At 58.6% G+C, this 14834-nt stretch carries 9 protein-coding genes, 2 rRNA genes and 3 pseudogenes (1 of these 14 running past the window's edge); 5 read left to right on the forward strand and 9 right to left on the reverse strand.

What is annotated here, in order from left to right; translation table 11 throughout:
- The first annotated feature begins 114 nt into the window (after positions 1-114).
- From D3Z90_RS23405 to D3Z90_RS23415, 3 genes and pseudogenes are all read left to right on the forward strand, one after another.
- Positions 115-1062, forward strand: coding sequence for a LysR family transcriptional regulator (locus D3Z90_RS23405; RefSeq protein ID WP_136478264.1), 948 nt, complete (start codon positions 115-117; stop codon positions 1060-1062).
- Between the two features lie 30 nt (positions 1063-1092).
- A pseudogene (locus D3Z90_RS23410) lies at positions 1093-1188 on the forward strand (bacteriocin immunity protein); the annotation flags it as partial.
- A gap of 35 nt (positions 1189-1223) precedes the next feature.
- Positions 1224-1472, forward strand: coding sequence for a bacteriocin immunity protein (locus D3Z90_RS23415; RefSeq protein ID WP_136478265.1), 249 nt, complete (start codon positions 1224-1226; stop codon positions 1470-1472).
- A gap of 162 nt (positions 1473-1634) precedes the next feature.
- Here the strand turns inward: D3Z90_RS23415 and D3Z90_RS27205 are convergent.
- A pseudogene (locus D3Z90_RS27205) lies at positions 1635-1769 on the reverse strand (hypothetical protein); the annotation flags it as partial.
- A 57-nt stretch (positions 1770-1826) separates the two neighbouring features.
- Here D3Z90_RS27205 and D3Z90_RS23425 point away from each other — a divergent pair.
- Together D3Z90_RS23425 and D3Z90_RS23430 are read left to right on the forward strand one after the other, a co-directional pair.
- Complete coding sequence (locus tag D3Z90_RS23425; RefSeq protein ID WP_136478267.1) at positions 1827-2081, forward strand: bacteriocin immunity protein; 255 nt, start codon at positions 1827-1829, stop codon at positions 2079-2081.
- Between the two features lie 97 nt (positions 2082-2178).
- A pseudogene (locus D3Z90_RS23430) lies at positions 2179-2277 on the forward strand (LysR family transcriptional regulator); the annotation flags it as partial.
- Here the strand turns inward: D3Z90_RS23430 and D3Z90_RS23435 are convergent.
- From D3Z90_RS23435 to D3Z90_RS23470, 8 genes are all read right to left on the reverse strand, one after another.
- Complete coding sequence (locus tag D3Z90_RS23435) at positions 2274-2723, reverse strand: OmpA family protein (RefSeq protein WP_136479031.1); 450 nt, start codon at positions 2721-2723, stop codon at positions 2274-2276. The pseudogene D3Z90_RS23430 and the gene D3Z90_RS23435 sit on opposite strands and share 4 nt — an antisense overlap.
- A gap of 54 nt (positions 2724-2777) precedes the next feature.
- A complete protein-coding gene (locus D3Z90_RS23440) occupies positions 2778-4049 on the reverse strand; it encodes a diguanylate cyclase domain-containing protein (protein WP_136478268.1) in 1272 nt (423 codons plus the stop codon).
- On the reverse strand, positions 4046-4621 hold the full coding sequence (locus tag D3Z90_RS23445; protein ID WP_136478269.1) for a YfiR family protein: 576 nt from the start codon (positions 4619-4621) through the stop codon (positions 4046-4048). Before D3Z90_RS23445 ends, D3Z90_RS23440 begins: the two co-directional genes overlap by 4 nt.
- Before the next feature lie 111 nt (positions 4622-4732).
- Positions 4733-6811 carry an exodeoxyribonuclease V subunit alpha gene (gene recD, locus D3Z90_RS23450; protein ID WP_136478270.1) on the reverse strand — a complete coding sequence of 693 codons (2079 nt, stop codon included), beginning with the start codon at positions 6809-6811 and terminating at the stop codon, positions 4733-4735.
- Positions 6808-10488, reverse strand: coding sequence for an exodeoxyribonuclease V subunit beta (gene recB / locus D3Z90_RS23455; RefSeq protein WP_136478271.1), 3681 nt, complete (start codon positions 10486-10488; stop codon positions 6808-6810). Before recB ends, recD begins: the two co-directional genes overlap by 4 nt.
- Positions 10485-13964 (reverse strand): exodeoxyribonuclease V subunit gamma, encoded by a 3480-nt coding sequence (gene recC / locus D3Z90_RS23460; RefSeq protein WP_136478272.1) that lies wholly within the window; start codon positions 13962-13964, stop codon positions 10485-10487. The genes recB and recC overlap by 4 nt, the downstream gene beginning before the upstream one ends.
- A 163-nt stretch (positions 13965-14127) precedes the next feature.
- Positions 14128-14243, reverse strand: a 5S ribosomal RNA gene (gene rrf / locus D3Z90_RS23465).
- A gap of 138 nt (positions 14244-14381) precedes the next feature.
- Positions 14382-14834 (reverse strand): 23S ribosomal RNA (locus tag D3Z90_RS23470); it runs 2437 nt beyond the window's last position.

The raw sequence follows: 14834 nt of genomic DNA on the forward strand, positions 1-14834 counted from the left end.
TAGGGAGAGATCGACGCCGCCGGGACAACCACGACGGGCGCTTGGGTCTAGGGCTTGTTTTGGAGTATAGATGTGCAAAGATCCAATAAAAACGCACATAAAAGCCGGACCAACATGCAAAAAAACATCACTTCGCTAGGCGCTTTGAACTGGGACGACCTGAAGTTTTTTCTGGAGGTAGCCCGTACCCGCAAGGCCAGCAGCGCGGCCAAGCGCCTCGGGGTGGACTACACCACGGTGTCCCGACGCATCAGTTCGCTGGAAAGCGCATTGGGCACCCTGCTCTTCGAGAAATCGCGGACCAACGGCTTTGTCCTGACCGCTGAGGGCCAGCGCCTGCTCAGCTACGCCGAGTCGATCGAAAGCACCCTGCACATGGCTTGCGAACAGGTATCGGGCTCCGGCGTGGCGCTGTCCGGGCATGTGCGCATGGGCTGCACCGAAGGCTTTGGCAGTTTTTTTGTTACACCGCAGTTGAGCCACTTCGTCGATGCCTACCCGGCTATCTCGGTGGACATCCTGCCGCTGCCGCATTTCATCAGCCTGTCCAAGCGCGAAGCAGACATCGTCATCGCCCTGGAACGACCAGAGCACGGTCCCTACGTATGCTGCAAATTGTGCGACTACCGCCTGCGCCTATACGCCACCCAGGAATATCTGGACAGCCATGAACCAATCACCCGCAGCAGCGACCTGGCGCGTCATCAATTCATCAGCTACGTCGACGACCTGGCCTTCAGCTCGGAGTTGCTGTACCTGGCCAACCTGATCCCCTCCGCCAGTGCCAATCTGCGCAGCACCAGCGTGATCGCCCAGTACGTGGCGGCTCAACAGGGCCGTGGGCTGGCGATCCTGCCCTGCTTTCTGGCCGCACAAGACCCACGCCTGGTAGCGATACTGCCCGATGAGGTGGAGATTACCCGGCAATTCTGGATGTACTGCCGCGAGGACTTGCGCAAGTTGAAGCGGATTACCCTGTTGTGGGATTACATCCGTGGGGTGACCGAGCGCAACGCACCGCTGTTGATGGGCGAGTCGCGCACGATGAGCTTCGCCGACTGATAGCTCTTCAACAAATCAGGTAGCGGTGCAGACAACTCCCCTAAAGGCGTGGCACAGATTGTGAAGGAATGGCGTGCTGCTCAGGGCCTGCCGGGATTCAAAGACCAACGAATGGATTGTAAGTGAGCGCATGGAACTCGCTGAATTAATTGGTAGAAACCATGAAAAACACAATCAGCGACTACACAGAAAACGAATTTGTAGACCTGCTACAGCGCATCATTAGTCACGATGACACGCAGCCGGAAGTGGACAAGCTAGTGTTCCACTTTGAAGAGGTGAGCGAGCACCCTGCTGGGTCTGATTTGATTTTCTACCCAGAAGACGATGCCGATGATTCAGCGGCTGGCATTACGCAAACGGTGAAAGAATGGCGTGCTACTCAGGGCCTGCCGGGATTCAAAGACTGACGAATGGATTGCGAGCGAGCGCATGGAACTCACTGAAAATTGGTAGAGCCTATGAGAAACACACTCTGCCATTGCGTCTGTAGTGATAGGACTTGGAAGCGGATTACCCTGTTGCGGGATTACATCCGCGGGGTGACGGAGCGCATCACGCCATTGCTGATGGGCGAGTCGCGGGACGCGGGGGCAACGCCAACACATTATGCCTGTGTAATCGTCGGTCCTGACATACCCGCGATAGCGTTCCAGCAAGCGCAACGGTGCGTCGTGCGCACGGCTGGAGGTGTAATCAAACAACACGAACGTCGTAACCCCCAAACACCACATCGATATTTATAGAAACGGTTAACACTGATAATGAAAAAAGATATCAGCGACTGCACCGAAGACGAATTCATCAGCTTCATGCTCAAGCTGCTGGCTGAAAACAAATCAGCAACTGATGACGTGTTAGATGTTCTGCTGGACCAATTTTGTGAAGTTACCGGTCATCCAGATGGTACCGACCTCATTTACTACCCAGAAAATGGATCAAGCGGATCGGCGCAAGACGTCACGCGGGTGGTGAAGGAATGGCGTGCTGCTCAGGGCTTGCCGGGATTCAAAGACTAACGAATGGATTGTGAGCGAATGCATGGAACTCACTGAAAAATTCGTAGAGCCCATGAGAAACACGATCTGCCATTGCGTCTGTAGTGATAGGACTTAGAAGCGGATTACCCTGTTGCGGGATTACATCCGCGGGGTGACGGAGCGCAACGCGCCACTGTTGATGGGCGAGTCGCGCACGATGAGCTTCGCCGATTAGTCGGAGGCGACAATGATGGCGACCCGGCGGTTTTCCATTCGGCCGGCGCGGGTGTCATTGCTGGCCACCGGTACGCGACTGCCCAAGCCTCGGGTTTCGACGTTTTCCGCGCGCATGCCAATGGCCGTGAGCACGTTGGCCACGCTCTTTGCACGACGCAGCGACAGTTGCTCGTTGTAGGCCGCCTTGCCGGAAGAATCGGTGTGACCATCAACGCGCACGCGCTGGATGCCCACCGACAACAGCGACGTGCCAATACGCTCGACGATGGCTCGGCTCTCGCTGTTGAGTGAATCCAGGTCGCTACCGAACAATACTTTACCCGACAAGCCGAACTCCCAGCCTTCATCGGTCAATTGGAATCCTTGTTGCTTGAGCATGGCGATCTGCTCAGCAGTCAGGCCTTTGGGTGGTGTGCTCTGGCAACCCGCCAGGGCCAGCAGCATCAGGGCCAGCCAGATAAAGTGAGAACGTAGATATTGACTCAGGTGTGTCACGGTTCAGCTCCTGTTTTTTACTTGATTGGCAGAGTGCTCCGTCTCTGCCGTTTGCCACTGGCCTCGGGTGTTGCGTTTGGCCTGGTACATCGCCGCATCGGCGGCTTGAAGCAAGTCCGATGGCGTCAGACCATCATCCGGGAAATAGGCAATACCGACACTCAACGAGGTGACAATACTTTGTCCTGCCGACAGGTAGATCGGCACATGCATGCTGGCAATGATTTTCTCGGCGATGCGCATGGCATCTTCACGACTGTGCAGCGGCGCCAGCAGCACGGCAAACTCGTCGCCCCCCAAACGGGCCACCAGGTCACTCTCGCGCAGTTGTGAGCGCACCCGGTTGGCAACACTCACCAGTACTTCATCGCCCGCGGCATGGCCATGGCTGTCATTGATGTCCTTGAAGTTGTCGCTGTCGAGAAACAGCAGCGCCATGTTCTCCTGGTATTTGCTGGCATTGCGCAACGTGCGGCTGAGTCTGCCTTCGAAAAAGGCGCGATTGGGCAAACCGGTCAGACTGTCGTGACTGGCCTTGTGCGCCAGGCTCCGATTCTCGCGCTGCAGATGGTTCTGCCAGCTTTCCAGTTCGTCGAGCAGGGCATTGAAGTCGTTGCCTAACTCATTGAGTTCGGCAATCTGTGCTGATGGCACGCGGCGGTCGAAACTGCGCTCGCGGCGCGCAGCGTGGGCGACCGTGGCCAAGCTGCGCAAAGGCCCGACGATATCACCGAACATACGCCGCGACAGGTACAAGGCCCCCACGACACTGAGCGCTGTGCAAAAAATGATGCCGGCCAAGCCACTGAGCAGGAAGCGCATCAAGCTCCCCCCCTGTCCGATCAATTCGATGCGACCGACCTGCTGCCCCTGATGCATTACCGGTAAGGTGACCGGCTCATCCAGCAACATGTGCGCAACTTGTTGTTCCATCCGCGCCAGCAGGCTGTCGTCACTGCGATGCCAGCTCGCCATCAGTTGGTTGCTGTCATCGAACACCTTGACGTCGGCCAGTTCTTCCGTGGACGCGATCAAGGCCAGGGCTTCATTGGCCGCGCTGCTGTCATTGAACACCACGGCGGCCTCGACCGTGTAGTTGATCGAGCGCGCGATCAAGTGCAGGTTGTGGTTGGCATATGACCGCAACGCCAGCACCCCCAGCAACGTCAGGGAAATACCTGCCAAGCCGACGGCCAGCAAGGCCACGCTCAAATGGCGACGCCCAAGCACCGCACGTAAGGTCGGACGCTGGTTTCCCCAGCCAAAACCGATCATGGATGTGCCGCCCGCCGACGCGACAATTGCAACACAGAGGGGTGGATGCGTACGCCGCTACGCGAGACTGAATCAAGATTGACGTCGAACGCCACCTGCTGGTCGCTAACACGCAGGCAAAACACACTGCCGACGGTGCAAAGGTCGTCGGCCTCACTGATGCTCAAGACCGGATGACCAGCAATGGCACTGAACAACTGGCGTCGTTCATCCTCGCTCATCTGGCCGAGATAAACCGCGTCGCATTCATTGGCAATGCGCGGATCCCCGGCCAGCAAGCGCCTTACCACCAATGCACGGCCTGTAGCCTGCGTGGTGCCCTTTACCAGGTCGTCGGTGTACTCGGTGGGGCCAACCAGACACAAACGCAGCTGCGTCGGCTCCACCGGCCAGCGCGCGTAGCTGAGTATGCCCAGCACTACCTGAGTTACGGCAGAAGCACGTTGCTCGGCCATACTTGAAGTCTGCGTTGATTCGGCGCAGGCCAGGGTGGCAAACAGCAAGGAAAAAGCGGCCACCAGCGAGCGCCCAGGACTCGTTACACGTCCCGATGTCGAGGCGGCCACTTTCATGAAGGAAATCTCAGAACGCTAGAAAATCATGTCGCAACGATAGCACAATGGCCATATTCCCAGTGAGGGAACGCCCTCCTGAAAATCCGCTCAAAGTCCGATTCACCCTGTTCATACCTGCTCCAGCATGAGTCCGGAGATACGTTTGACCTTGCGACGCACTGCGTCTTCAAACACTCCCTGACGCGGCTCGATTAAAGTAAAACAGCTTTTTGCCCGGGTAATACCGGTGTAAATCAACTCCTTGGTCAACACCGGATTGAGAACATCGGGCAGCACCAGGGCAGTATGGTCGAACTCGGAGCCCTGGGATTTGTGCACGGTCATTGCGTACACGGTTTCCACATCGTTCAGGCGACTAGGCAGTACAAACCGTACGCCGCCGCGGCCGTCATTTCGAGCAAAGGCTACCCGCAGCACCTGCTGACCAGGCTGTTGCTCATCCGGCAGGCGCAAGGCTATGCCGATGTCGCCATTCATCAAGCCGAGGCCATAGTCGTTGCGCGTCATGAGTACGGGGCGCCCCTCATACCAAGGCTGATCGACATCGATCAATCCGGCGGCACCCAATACCCGAGCAACACGCTGGTTCAACCCTTCGACGCCCCACGGCCCCTTACGAACGGCGCACAGCAGCTGGAACGTTTCAAATCCCTGCAACACCGCCATCGCCCAGGCTTCCCAGCGTGGGTCTAGCGCTGGCGTGGCCAGTGAAGGGCGCTGGCGTCCAATTGCCTGCAAATAGCTGCGATAGCCCTGCGGCCCATCGCTGCTACCCAGACCATCAAGCAGCAGACGGTCGAGGGCGCGGTCCTGTTCGCCGCGCAGGGTCAAACCGTACACATCATCTTGAGTTTGCTTGAGCAATGCCCGGGCCTGTTCAGCGTCTTGCAGATTGACCAGGCGTGCCAGCCGGCCAATACCACTGCTCTCACCAAAGCGTCGGGAAAAGCGCAACATCACCACCTGCTGCGCCAGTGGGAATTGCTCACGGCTGCCAGGTTGCAGTTCACTGCCCGCCAATGACTCACCACTGATCTGTTCAAGCCAGGCCTGAGTCTGGGGGCTGTAGCGTCCGGCCTCGGCATCGCGGCACAGATCGCCAAGCACGGCGCCGGCTTCCACCGATGCCAATTGATCCTTGTCGCCCAACAACACCAGACGGGCATGAGCGGGTAGCGCGGCAAGCAGATTGGCCATCATTTCCAGATCGATCATCGAGGCTTCGTCGACCACCAATACATCCAACGGCAAAGGGTTGCCCGCGTGATGACGAAAATGCCGCGATCCGGGGCGACTGCCCAACAAGCGGTGCACGGTCGAGACATCGGTAGGGATGTTTTCCCGCACCTGGGCGTCAACCGACAGACGTTCGACCTGCTGGCCAATCGACTCGGTCAAACGCGCCGCCGCCTTGCCTGTAGGTGCTGCCAGCCGTATACGCAGCGGCCGTCCGGCCTCTACCGCTGGCGCCTGAAGCAAGGCCAGCAAACGCACCACGGTCGTGGTCTTGCCGGTACCCGGACCGCCGGTAATGATGCTGAACCCACCGCGTGTGGCCAGGGCACAGGCCAGCTTTTGCCAGTCCACCTGCCTTGCCTGACTGCCCGTGGCAAACAACTGCGCCAAGCGCGCTGGCAAATCGGATGGAATGGCTTCGACCTGTTCAAGGCGCTGGCGCAAGGCGCCGTCGATCTGTCGTTCATAGGTCCAGTAACGGCGCAAATACAAGCGCTGGCCACTCAGCACCAAGGGCCGAGCGGCATCTTCCTTCCGGGCACCATTGGCAACCAGACGGCTGTCGGCCAGACGCTGCAACCAGGTTGCCAAGGTCAGTTGCTCAAGCAATTGCGACGGTAGCAACAAGGGGCCGGCCAGGGCATCACCCTCCGGCGGCAACGACAGGGCAAAGTCAGGCTCGGCCAACGTTTCGCCCAGGTCCAGGCAAACATGGCCATGCCCCAACTGATGGCTGGCAAGCGCTGCGGCGAGCAGGACCAGGGAATCACCTTGCGGGTCCAACTCCTCGAGGAATCCGACAAAAGCCCGGTCCAGGGCGCGCAGCCAATTGCGCTCAACCCAGCGATCAAGCAGCGCGAGCAGATCGGCACTGTTATTCAATGGCTCAAGTGCCGCCAAATGCCGGGCATCCAGCGGTGTCGGCAGCAGATCATCGAGCGTACGGCTCATGGTGCATCTCCCAGGAACAGGTCATGTTGCTGCGGTTTACTGACACCGCGGAACAAAGCATCGAGGCGCTCGATCAGTTCCCGTGGCGGCTTGACGAAATACACGCCACCGCTCGCCGAGTGCACGCCACGCAAGAAGATGAACAGTGCACCGCCCACATGCCGGTCGTAGTCGTAGTCCGGCAGCCTCGCACGCAACTGACGGTGCAAGGCCAGCAGATACAGCACATATTGCAGATCGTAGCGGTGACTTAGAATCGCCGACTCCATGGCCAGCTCGCTGTAGGCCAGATCATCGGGGCCCAGCCAGTTGGACTTGTAATCGGCCACATAGAAGCGCCCATCATGTTCGAAAGCCAAGTCGATAAAGCCCTTGAACATACCGTTGAGCTGGGCCGGCTGAGCCGCGATTCGGCTCGCGCCCTGATGGGTGTGCTCACACACCAGGCGATCCAGTTGACCGACGTCGACCCTATGGCTGGCAAACCAGAACTCCATCTCGATCTGGTACTGGCTCAGCTGATTCAAGGCGACCATCGGGCTCGCCGGTTCCAGCGCCATGGGCTGCAGCAACAATTGTTTCAGCCAGTCGCTGAGGGTGTTGATCCAGCCCTCCCAGTCACGACGGTTGCAGCGCTGGCCGACCGTACGCTTGAGCGCTGCGTCGTTGGCCGTCACCTGCGCAAAGCCTTCGAGCCCTGCCCATTCGAGCAAGCCGTGAAGGAACGTCCCGGGATTCGGGCCACGCGGGAAGCGATGGATATCACCGCTGCCGGGCGCAACTTCGCGCAGTTGCTGCGGATCGGGTCGTTCGTCATCCAGTAGTTGTTGAGCCTGAGAGCTGTCTGCTGCCAGGGTCATCGCGTCCTCGCCTATTCGTAAGGCACTGTAGGAGGCAATCCACCAGTTCTCGGCAGCACGACGCTTGGGCTCACGTACGGGCAAAAGCTCCGAGTGATTGAGTGGCGCGCTATAGGCCTGCTCATCTGGCTCGGGCATGGCGCTGCAAGCAATCGCCGAACAGTCGGCTTGCAATGCCTGCAACCAGTCATTGAGTTGACTGGAGTTTGCCAGTGGGGCACCCCCGCCCAGCAAATAGCCCAGCGCCGAACGGTGTAACAACGAGGTTTTGCCAGCGCCGCGCTTGAGGTCTGCAACGCCTAGCCAGCACGCGTGCTGGGCACGGGTCAGGGCGACGTAGAGCAGACGCAGATCTTCAGCCAGCCGCTCATCGTCGGCCAGGGCGATTTGCTCCGCGTCCGGGGTCAAGGTGAGATGCGCGTGCCCGTCGCTGTCGTGCCAGGCCAACGGCAAGCGCTGGCCATCTACCGGTTTGCTGGTACAGATGAACGGCAGAAATACCAGCGGGTACTCCAACCCTTTGGACTTGTGGATAGTCACCACTTTGACCAGTTGCTCATCGCTTTCCAAACGCAAGATCTGATCTTCTCCCGCCTGTCCGACGCTGGCCAAGTGCTCGCCCAGGTGGCGAATCAAAGCTTGCTCGCCATCCAGCTCCGTGGCCGCCTGCTGCAGCAGCTCGGCCAGGTGCAACAGGTTGGTCAACACTCGCTCGCCATCGCTGCGAGCGATCAACACCTGCGGCAGTTGGAAGTCATGCAGCAATCGTCGCAGCATCGGCAATACGCCCTGGGTTCGCCAGATCAACCGGTACTGGCGGAATTGCATGACCCAGCGCTCCCACACCCGCTCGTTCTGGTTCAATTGCTCCAGATCCGCCAGCGGCAGATTCAACGTGATGCTGGCCAGTGCAGCCTTCAGCAGGCGCTCGACATCCGGCTCGGCACAAGCCTTGAGCCAGGCCAGCAGGTCTTGGGCTTCCTGCGCGGCGAAAACCGAATCCTTGTCTGAGAGGTACACACTGCGTACATCGCGAGCGGCCAGTTCAGCCCGAATCAACTGCGCCTCACGACCATCGCGCACCAGGATGGCGATATCTGAAGGCAGGCAGCCACGTAGCGACTGGTCGGCCTGGAGAAATCCACTATGGCCCTGCTGCCCACCGTTGAGCAGCGCAACAACCTGGCTGGCGCAGCTGGCAGCCAATTGCTGTCGATAGACCGCGCCGGAAACGGGCTCGTCGCTGGTTAACTGCCACAGATTGAGAGCGGCTAGCGTTTGTCTATGAACCTGGAACTGTTCACCGCGACCTTGGGCCTTGACCTCGACGAAAGGCACCGGATTGTCACCACCTTCTCGGAACAGAAAAGCGCCGCGACCAAGCTCATTCAGTTCGGCGCGCATGAACACATGGTTGACTGCGCTGACCATCGAAGCACTGGAGCGGTAGTTGGTGTCTAGGCTATGCAAGCGTCCACTGGTAGCGCGACGGGCGCCCAAGTAGGTAAAGATATCGGCCCCCCGAAAGGCGTAGATTGCCTGTTTAGGGTCACCTATCATGAACAAGCCCGTATCCCGGACGTTGTCCTCGATACGGTAGATACGTTGAAAGATCCGGTACTGGACAGGGTCGGTGTCCTGAAACTCATCGATCAAGGCCACAGGAAACTGCTCGCGGATCAAACCCGCCAGACGCTCACCCGTATCGCCTTGCAAGGCGTGATCGAGGCGTACCAGCATATCGTCGAAGCCCATCTCTGCACGACGACGCTTTTCCTGCTCGAAGCGCGCGCCGACCCAGGCGGCAGCGTGTTCCAGCAGACAGGCATCGGGAGTAGGCAGCGCCGTGAGTTCCTTTTTCAGGCTTTCCATGGCCTGCAGTGCCGGATGACTTGGCGGTTCGCCCTTCCACGCTTCGGCCATGCCGAAGCGCGTAAGGCGAGTGAAACCGGTGCCCAGATCAAGTTCCAGTGCCTGTTCGTCGGCCGCCCATTGGGCAAGCTTCTCGCACCAGGGCTCGAAGTAACGCGCCTGCATCTTGCGACCGTCGACTTGCTTGGCAGCCAAGCCGTCTCGACAAATCTGCAGCAATTCGCCGGACCACTGCCCCCATGGAGCCTTGAGCTTGCGCAATTGCTCTGCCCGCTGCTGCAACACCGCCTCGATCAATGCCTGCGGTTCTTCTGTGGTGCTCTCGATACGTTGGCGACCAAAAAGGGCACGCACCCGGGGCAGTAAAGCATCGGGACTCACCCAGTTACTCCGCACCCAGGCCAGCGCATCACCTTGCATACAGTAGCAAAAGCGCCGCCAGTAATCGCGCATGACCTGTCCGAGCAACTCGCTGTGGTCGGTTTCCAGTGTTTGCGTGAACAGGCTGCCGCTGTCGAAAGCATGTTCGCGCAACATGCGCTGACACCAACTGTGAATGGTTGAGACTGCAGCCTCGTCCATCCACTGCGCGGCTACATCAAGACGATTGGCACACGCAGGCCACAGGTCTGCTTGGTAGTCGTCACGCAACAATTGCAGCAAAGGGTCGACCGCCGTCAATTCGCCGCGGAAGAAACGCGCAGCTTCAGCCAGACGGGTACGAATTCGCTCACGCAGCTCCTTGGTCGCCGCGTCGGTAAAGGTCACTACCAGAATTTGCGGCGGTAACAATTCGCGCCCGAAACCCTGCTCGCCGCCATGGCCTAGCACCAGGCGCAAATAGAGTGCAGAAATGGTAAATGTCTTTCCGGTACCGGCGCTGGCCTCGATCAGCTGACTGCCGTGCAGTGGGAAGGTCAGTGCCAGTGGCGTGTTGCGACTCATTGAGCATTCTCCTCGTTGCCCAAGGTCTGCCAGGGCGCATCGAACATCGGTCGGTACAAGGCTTCGCACCAGCCCTCGAACTCTTCGCTAGCCGTCAGGGCCGCGAAGTCGGTGAACTGACGTGCCAATGCGGTGCTTTCACTGCGTTCTCCAAAACTGTTCTGGCCATCTCCTTCATACGCCTTGGCAGCAGCGACCAAGGCCTTGTCTGGGTCGCCTTGGCCCAGCCAGGCAAAGGCTGTCTTGACTGCGATCGGTAGCGGTGCGCACATCCCGGCGTGGCGGGCGAGCAACAGATCACCAAGCACATCGGCAGCCCGAGCCTGTTCAATGGGCGCGAGCAACAACGTGATATCAGTCGCAACCACGGCACTGTGCAAACGCAGGCCTACAGCACAGGCGGCAAGGTGCATGACCCAGGTTGAGGTAAGCCGATGCCATTTGAGCGAACGGCCGCTGCTGATGCTATTGGGCAACGTGATGATGCTGAGCAAGGAGTTATCGTTGCCCTGGTACACCCGGCCCAGCCAGCCTTCGAGTTTGAGCTTGCGAAATTCGAAGCGGATCGGCAAAGCGCTGTCCAACGTAGTGGGCCACTGCCGCAGCAGTTGTTGGTGACGCTGCAAAAGATCTGGCAATGGTTCAATCAGCTCAGCTTGCAGGCTTTGACCGAAACCGGCCAATGGCAGCATGCCGTAGCCCTGCAGGCGACGCGCCTGACGCTCAAGTGCCTGGTCGACTTCCTGCGGTGTAGCCAGCGCCGCGGCCAACATACTTTCACTGAGGTTGTAACGCTGCAACGCATCGAGGACAAAGGGTTCTTCATCTGCCAGCGGCGCTTGCAGCGACTCGAAAAAGACGTTCAAGCGCTGGCTGAAAAAGTGCCGCACCGGATGACGCAAGAAGTCCTGCAGCAAGGGCAGGCTCAGCGCTTCATCGTTTTCGTAAGGCAGCAGTTCGTCCTCTGCCTTGGCCTGCCCCTCGCTTGCCAGGTGCAACGCCTGCCACTCCCGCGCGTAGCTGAACAGATTGTTACCCTTGTAAAAGTATCGGGCGCTGAAAGGCTGCAACGGGTGCTCAACGGTCAAGGCATGCAACAGTTGTTCACCACCATCGAGTTTGCTGTCTTCCTTGGCGCCGAACAGTTGCCAACCTGCTGCGATATGATCGCGCAGTTGTCCGATCAGTACCGAGGCTGGGCGCTCGCTGTTGTCACGGATGCTGCGTCCGACCCAGCTCACGTACAACTGGTCTCGCGCAGAGAGCAAGGCCTCAAGCAATAGATAGCGGTCGTCCTCGCGACGCGAGCGATCGCCAGGACGGTAGTCACTGCCCATAAGGTCGAAATCCAGTGGCGGTTGCGCGCGCGGATAATCACCGTCATTCATACCGAGCAGACACACCACTTTGAATGGGATAGCACGCATGGGCATGAGCGTGCAGAAGTTCACCGAGCCAGCCAGGAAACGTTGAGACAGGCGGCCTTGGTCGAGTCCGGCCAGCCAGGCCTCGCGGACCACAGTCAACGGCAGCAAGTCTTCAAGGCCCACTGACTCACAGGTCTGCAACCAGGTCTCGCGCAACGTCTGCAACTGCACCAGCATGTATTCGTCGTGCTCGGTTTCTGCCAGGAAAAACACCTGCAACAGGGCATGCAGACGCTCGCCCCACTGCGCGGCAGGCGCAGGCTCAGACAACTGTTGATAGGCAATTTCCAGGGCATCGAGCAAAGCCACCAACGGGCCTATCAATGCAGCATCCAGTCCGCCGATTTCATCAAACGGCTCGATCCCTTCGCAGCCTTCACCGACGCCTACGGCATAGCCGAGTAACATGCGTCGCAAGCCGAACCGCCAACTGTTCTGCTCCAAACCCCCGGGCAAGCCCAGGCTTTCTCGCTGCTCGGCATTCAAGCCCCAACGAATACCGGCGCCTTCAATCCAGCGATGCAGGGTCGGTAAATCGCTTTCCTTGATGGCGAAACGGGCGCGCAGAGCCGGCACATCAAGCAAATCAAGCACCTCGCTGACGGCAAAGCGACTGTCCGGCAATTTCAGCAGATGCTCTAAAGCAATCAGCAGCGGGTCACGACCGCGCTGGCCCTGATCGGTCAGGGTAAACGGAATGAACCGTGAGTCGTCACGGCCCAACTGACCGAACACCGCGCGTATATGCGCAGCGTAGGTGTCGATATCCGGCAGCATGACAATCACGTCACGGGGACGCAGCTCCGGATCGCTGCTGAAGCGGGCGAGTAGCTGGTCATGAAGTATTTCCACTTCGCGTTGTGGACTGTGCGCGATCTGGAAGCGGACCGAGCGATCCTTCACCGGATTGACTGCAGGCCACAACTCGCGGGTCTCGGCCAAGGGGCGCAGCTCAAGAATGTCATCCTGCAATTGATTGAGCAAAGTACCCGGCTGACTCTCACTGAAAAGGTCAATGCGCCCGTCACTGAAAGCCGTGCGGTAACTCGCTGGATTGTCATAGCTGTCCAGCAAGTTGATGTAGTCCCTCCCTTGTTTGCCCCAGGCAGCCAGCAATGGGTGAGCATGCTGATGCAAGGACTGGGCATCGATCAGGTTGGGCATGCCCTGCTTGCGTTGCTGGCGCTTGTACTGGTGGCGCAGCAGATCTTTGTCAGCGACGATATCCGCCCAGTGGTGACGGCAGGGGTTATGCACGCAGAGCAGGACCTGGCTGAAGCGCGCCAGGCCAGCCAGGGCCTCCAGGGCCTGGGCCGGCAAGGAGGAAATACCGAAGACGATTACCCGCGAAGGGAGTCCTGCCGGTGCTTGCTCAATGCTGTTGATGCGCTCGATAAAACGTTGATGCACACCGGCCCGGCTTTGGGCCATGCCTTCTTCTCCGACATCGAGCAACAGCGCACGCCACAACTCGGCTTGCCAACAGTTGGCAGCCGGCAAAGGCCTGGTTTCACCCCGAGCAGTGTTCAACACGTGCCGCCCGGCAGCCCAGTCCTTGAGCCAGTCGGCACGGTAGACCTGGTATTGGTCAAACAGGTCAGCCAAGCGTTCGGCCAGTTGGTAGCGCTTGCGCAAGTCACTGTCGTCAGTGAGAAAGCGTTGCAGAGGTTCGAAATGTGGTTTATCGATGAGCTCGGGCAACAGCCGCATCAACCGCCAGGTCAGTGGGGCCTTGTCCAGCAGGGAAACTTCCGGAATTTCATCACGCCCAAGAACACGTCGGTACAGTTGCCACATAAAGCTACCAGGTAGCTGCACCTCGATGGCTGCCGCAATTCCGCAGCCACCCAGGTCATCCTCCTCGGGATCTTCCGCCAATGCCAGTTTGAGCCACTGGGCAATACCGTTGCTCTGTACCAGAACGATCTCGTTTTCCAAGGGTGCCAGCGGGTAGCGGCGCATCCAGCTCACGACCAGGCTGCGAAGTTCATCCAGGCGATTGCCATGTACCACCATGAATCCTGGAAGGAGTGGGTTAACGTGCGGCATGGGACGTCCTTGAGGCAGTGCGGGCAGAGGGAAACCATACCATGGCCCTGCTAATTTCATGCAGACAGGCTCTGCAATAGAACCGGTAGGAAGGGAGGCTTTATCAGTGTCGGAAAAGACAAAACCCCTACCTGCATGTGCAGATAGGGGTTTCGGAATTTAATCTTGACGATGACCTACTCTCACATGGGGAAACCCCACACTACCATCGGCGATGCATCGTTTCACTACTGAGTTCGGGATGGGATCAGGTGGTTCCAATGCTCTATGGTCGTCAAGAAATTCTGTTGCCAGAAGGTCTTGTTCAGACACTCCAGCGAATCGGGTATGTGATGTTTGTGAGTTGCAAACTTTCGGTTCGTTTCGTCTTCACAACACCGCAATCTGGTCGTTCGACGCAAATTGCTTGGGTGTTATATGGTCAAGCCTCACGGGCAATTAGTATTGGTTAGCTCAACGCCTCACAGCGCTTACACACCCAACCTATCAACGTCGTAGTCTTCGACGGCCCTTCAGGGAGCTCAAGGCTCCAGTGAGATCTCATCTTGAGGCAAGTTTCCCGCTTAGATGCTTTCAGCGGTTATCTCTCCCGAACATAGCTACCCGGCAATGCCACTGGCGTGACAACCGGAACACCAGAGGTTCGTCCACTCCGGTCCTCTCGTACTAGGAGCAGCCCCTCTCAAATCTCAAACGTCCACGGCAGATAGGGACCGAACTGTCTCACGACGTTCTAAACCCAGCTCGCGTACCACTTTAAATGGCGAACAGCCATACCCTTGGGACCGGCTTCAGCCCCAGGATGTGATGAGCCGACATCGAGGTGCCAAACACCGCCGTCGATATGAACTCTTGGGCGGTATCAGCCTG

Origin of the sequence: Pseudomonas sp. DG56-2 (genome assembly GCF_004803755.1) — a bacterium.
GTDB lineage: Bacteria > Pseudomonadota > Gammaproteobacteria > Pseudomonadales > Pseudomonadaceae > Aquipseudomonas > Aquipseudomonas auratipiscis.

Bases quoted from the DNA above. Each gene is read 5' to 3' on its own strand.
- D3Z90_RS23405 (WP_136478264.1), top strand. From the start codon at position 115: ATGCAAAAAAACATCACTTCGCTAGGCGCTTTGAACTGGGACGACCTG.
- D3Z90_RS23415 (WP_136478265.1), top strand. From the start codon at position 1,224: ATGAAAAACACAATCAGCGACTACACAGAAAACGAATTTGTAGACCTG.
- D3Z90_RS23425 (WP_136478267.1), top strand. From the start codon at position 1,827: ATGAAAAAAGATATCAGCGACTGCACCGAAGACGAATTCATCAGCTTC.
- D3Z90_RS23435 (WP_136479031.1), bottom strand. From the start codon at position 2,723: ATGCTGCTGGCCCTGGCGGGTTGCCAGAGCACACCACCCAAAGGCCTG.
- D3Z90_RS23440 (WP_136478268.1), bottom strand. From the start codon at position 4,049: ATGATCGGTTTTGGCTGGGGAAACCAGCGTCCGACCTTACGTGCGGTG.
- D3Z90_RS23445 (WP_136478269.1), bottom strand. From the start codon at position 4,621: ATGAAAGTGGCCGCCTCGACATCGGGACGTGTAACGAGTCCTGGGCGC.
- recD (WP_136478270.1), bottom strand. From the start codon at position 6,811: ATGAGCCGTACGCTCGATGATCTGCTGCCGACACCGCTGGATGCCCGG.
- recB (WP_136478271.1), bottom strand. From the start codon at position 10,488: ATGAGTCGCAACACGCCACTGGCACTGACCTTCCCACTGCACGGCAGT.
- recC (WP_136478272.1), bottom strand. From the start codon at position 13,964: ATGCCGCACGTTAACCCACTCCTTCCAGGATTCATGGTGGTACATGGC.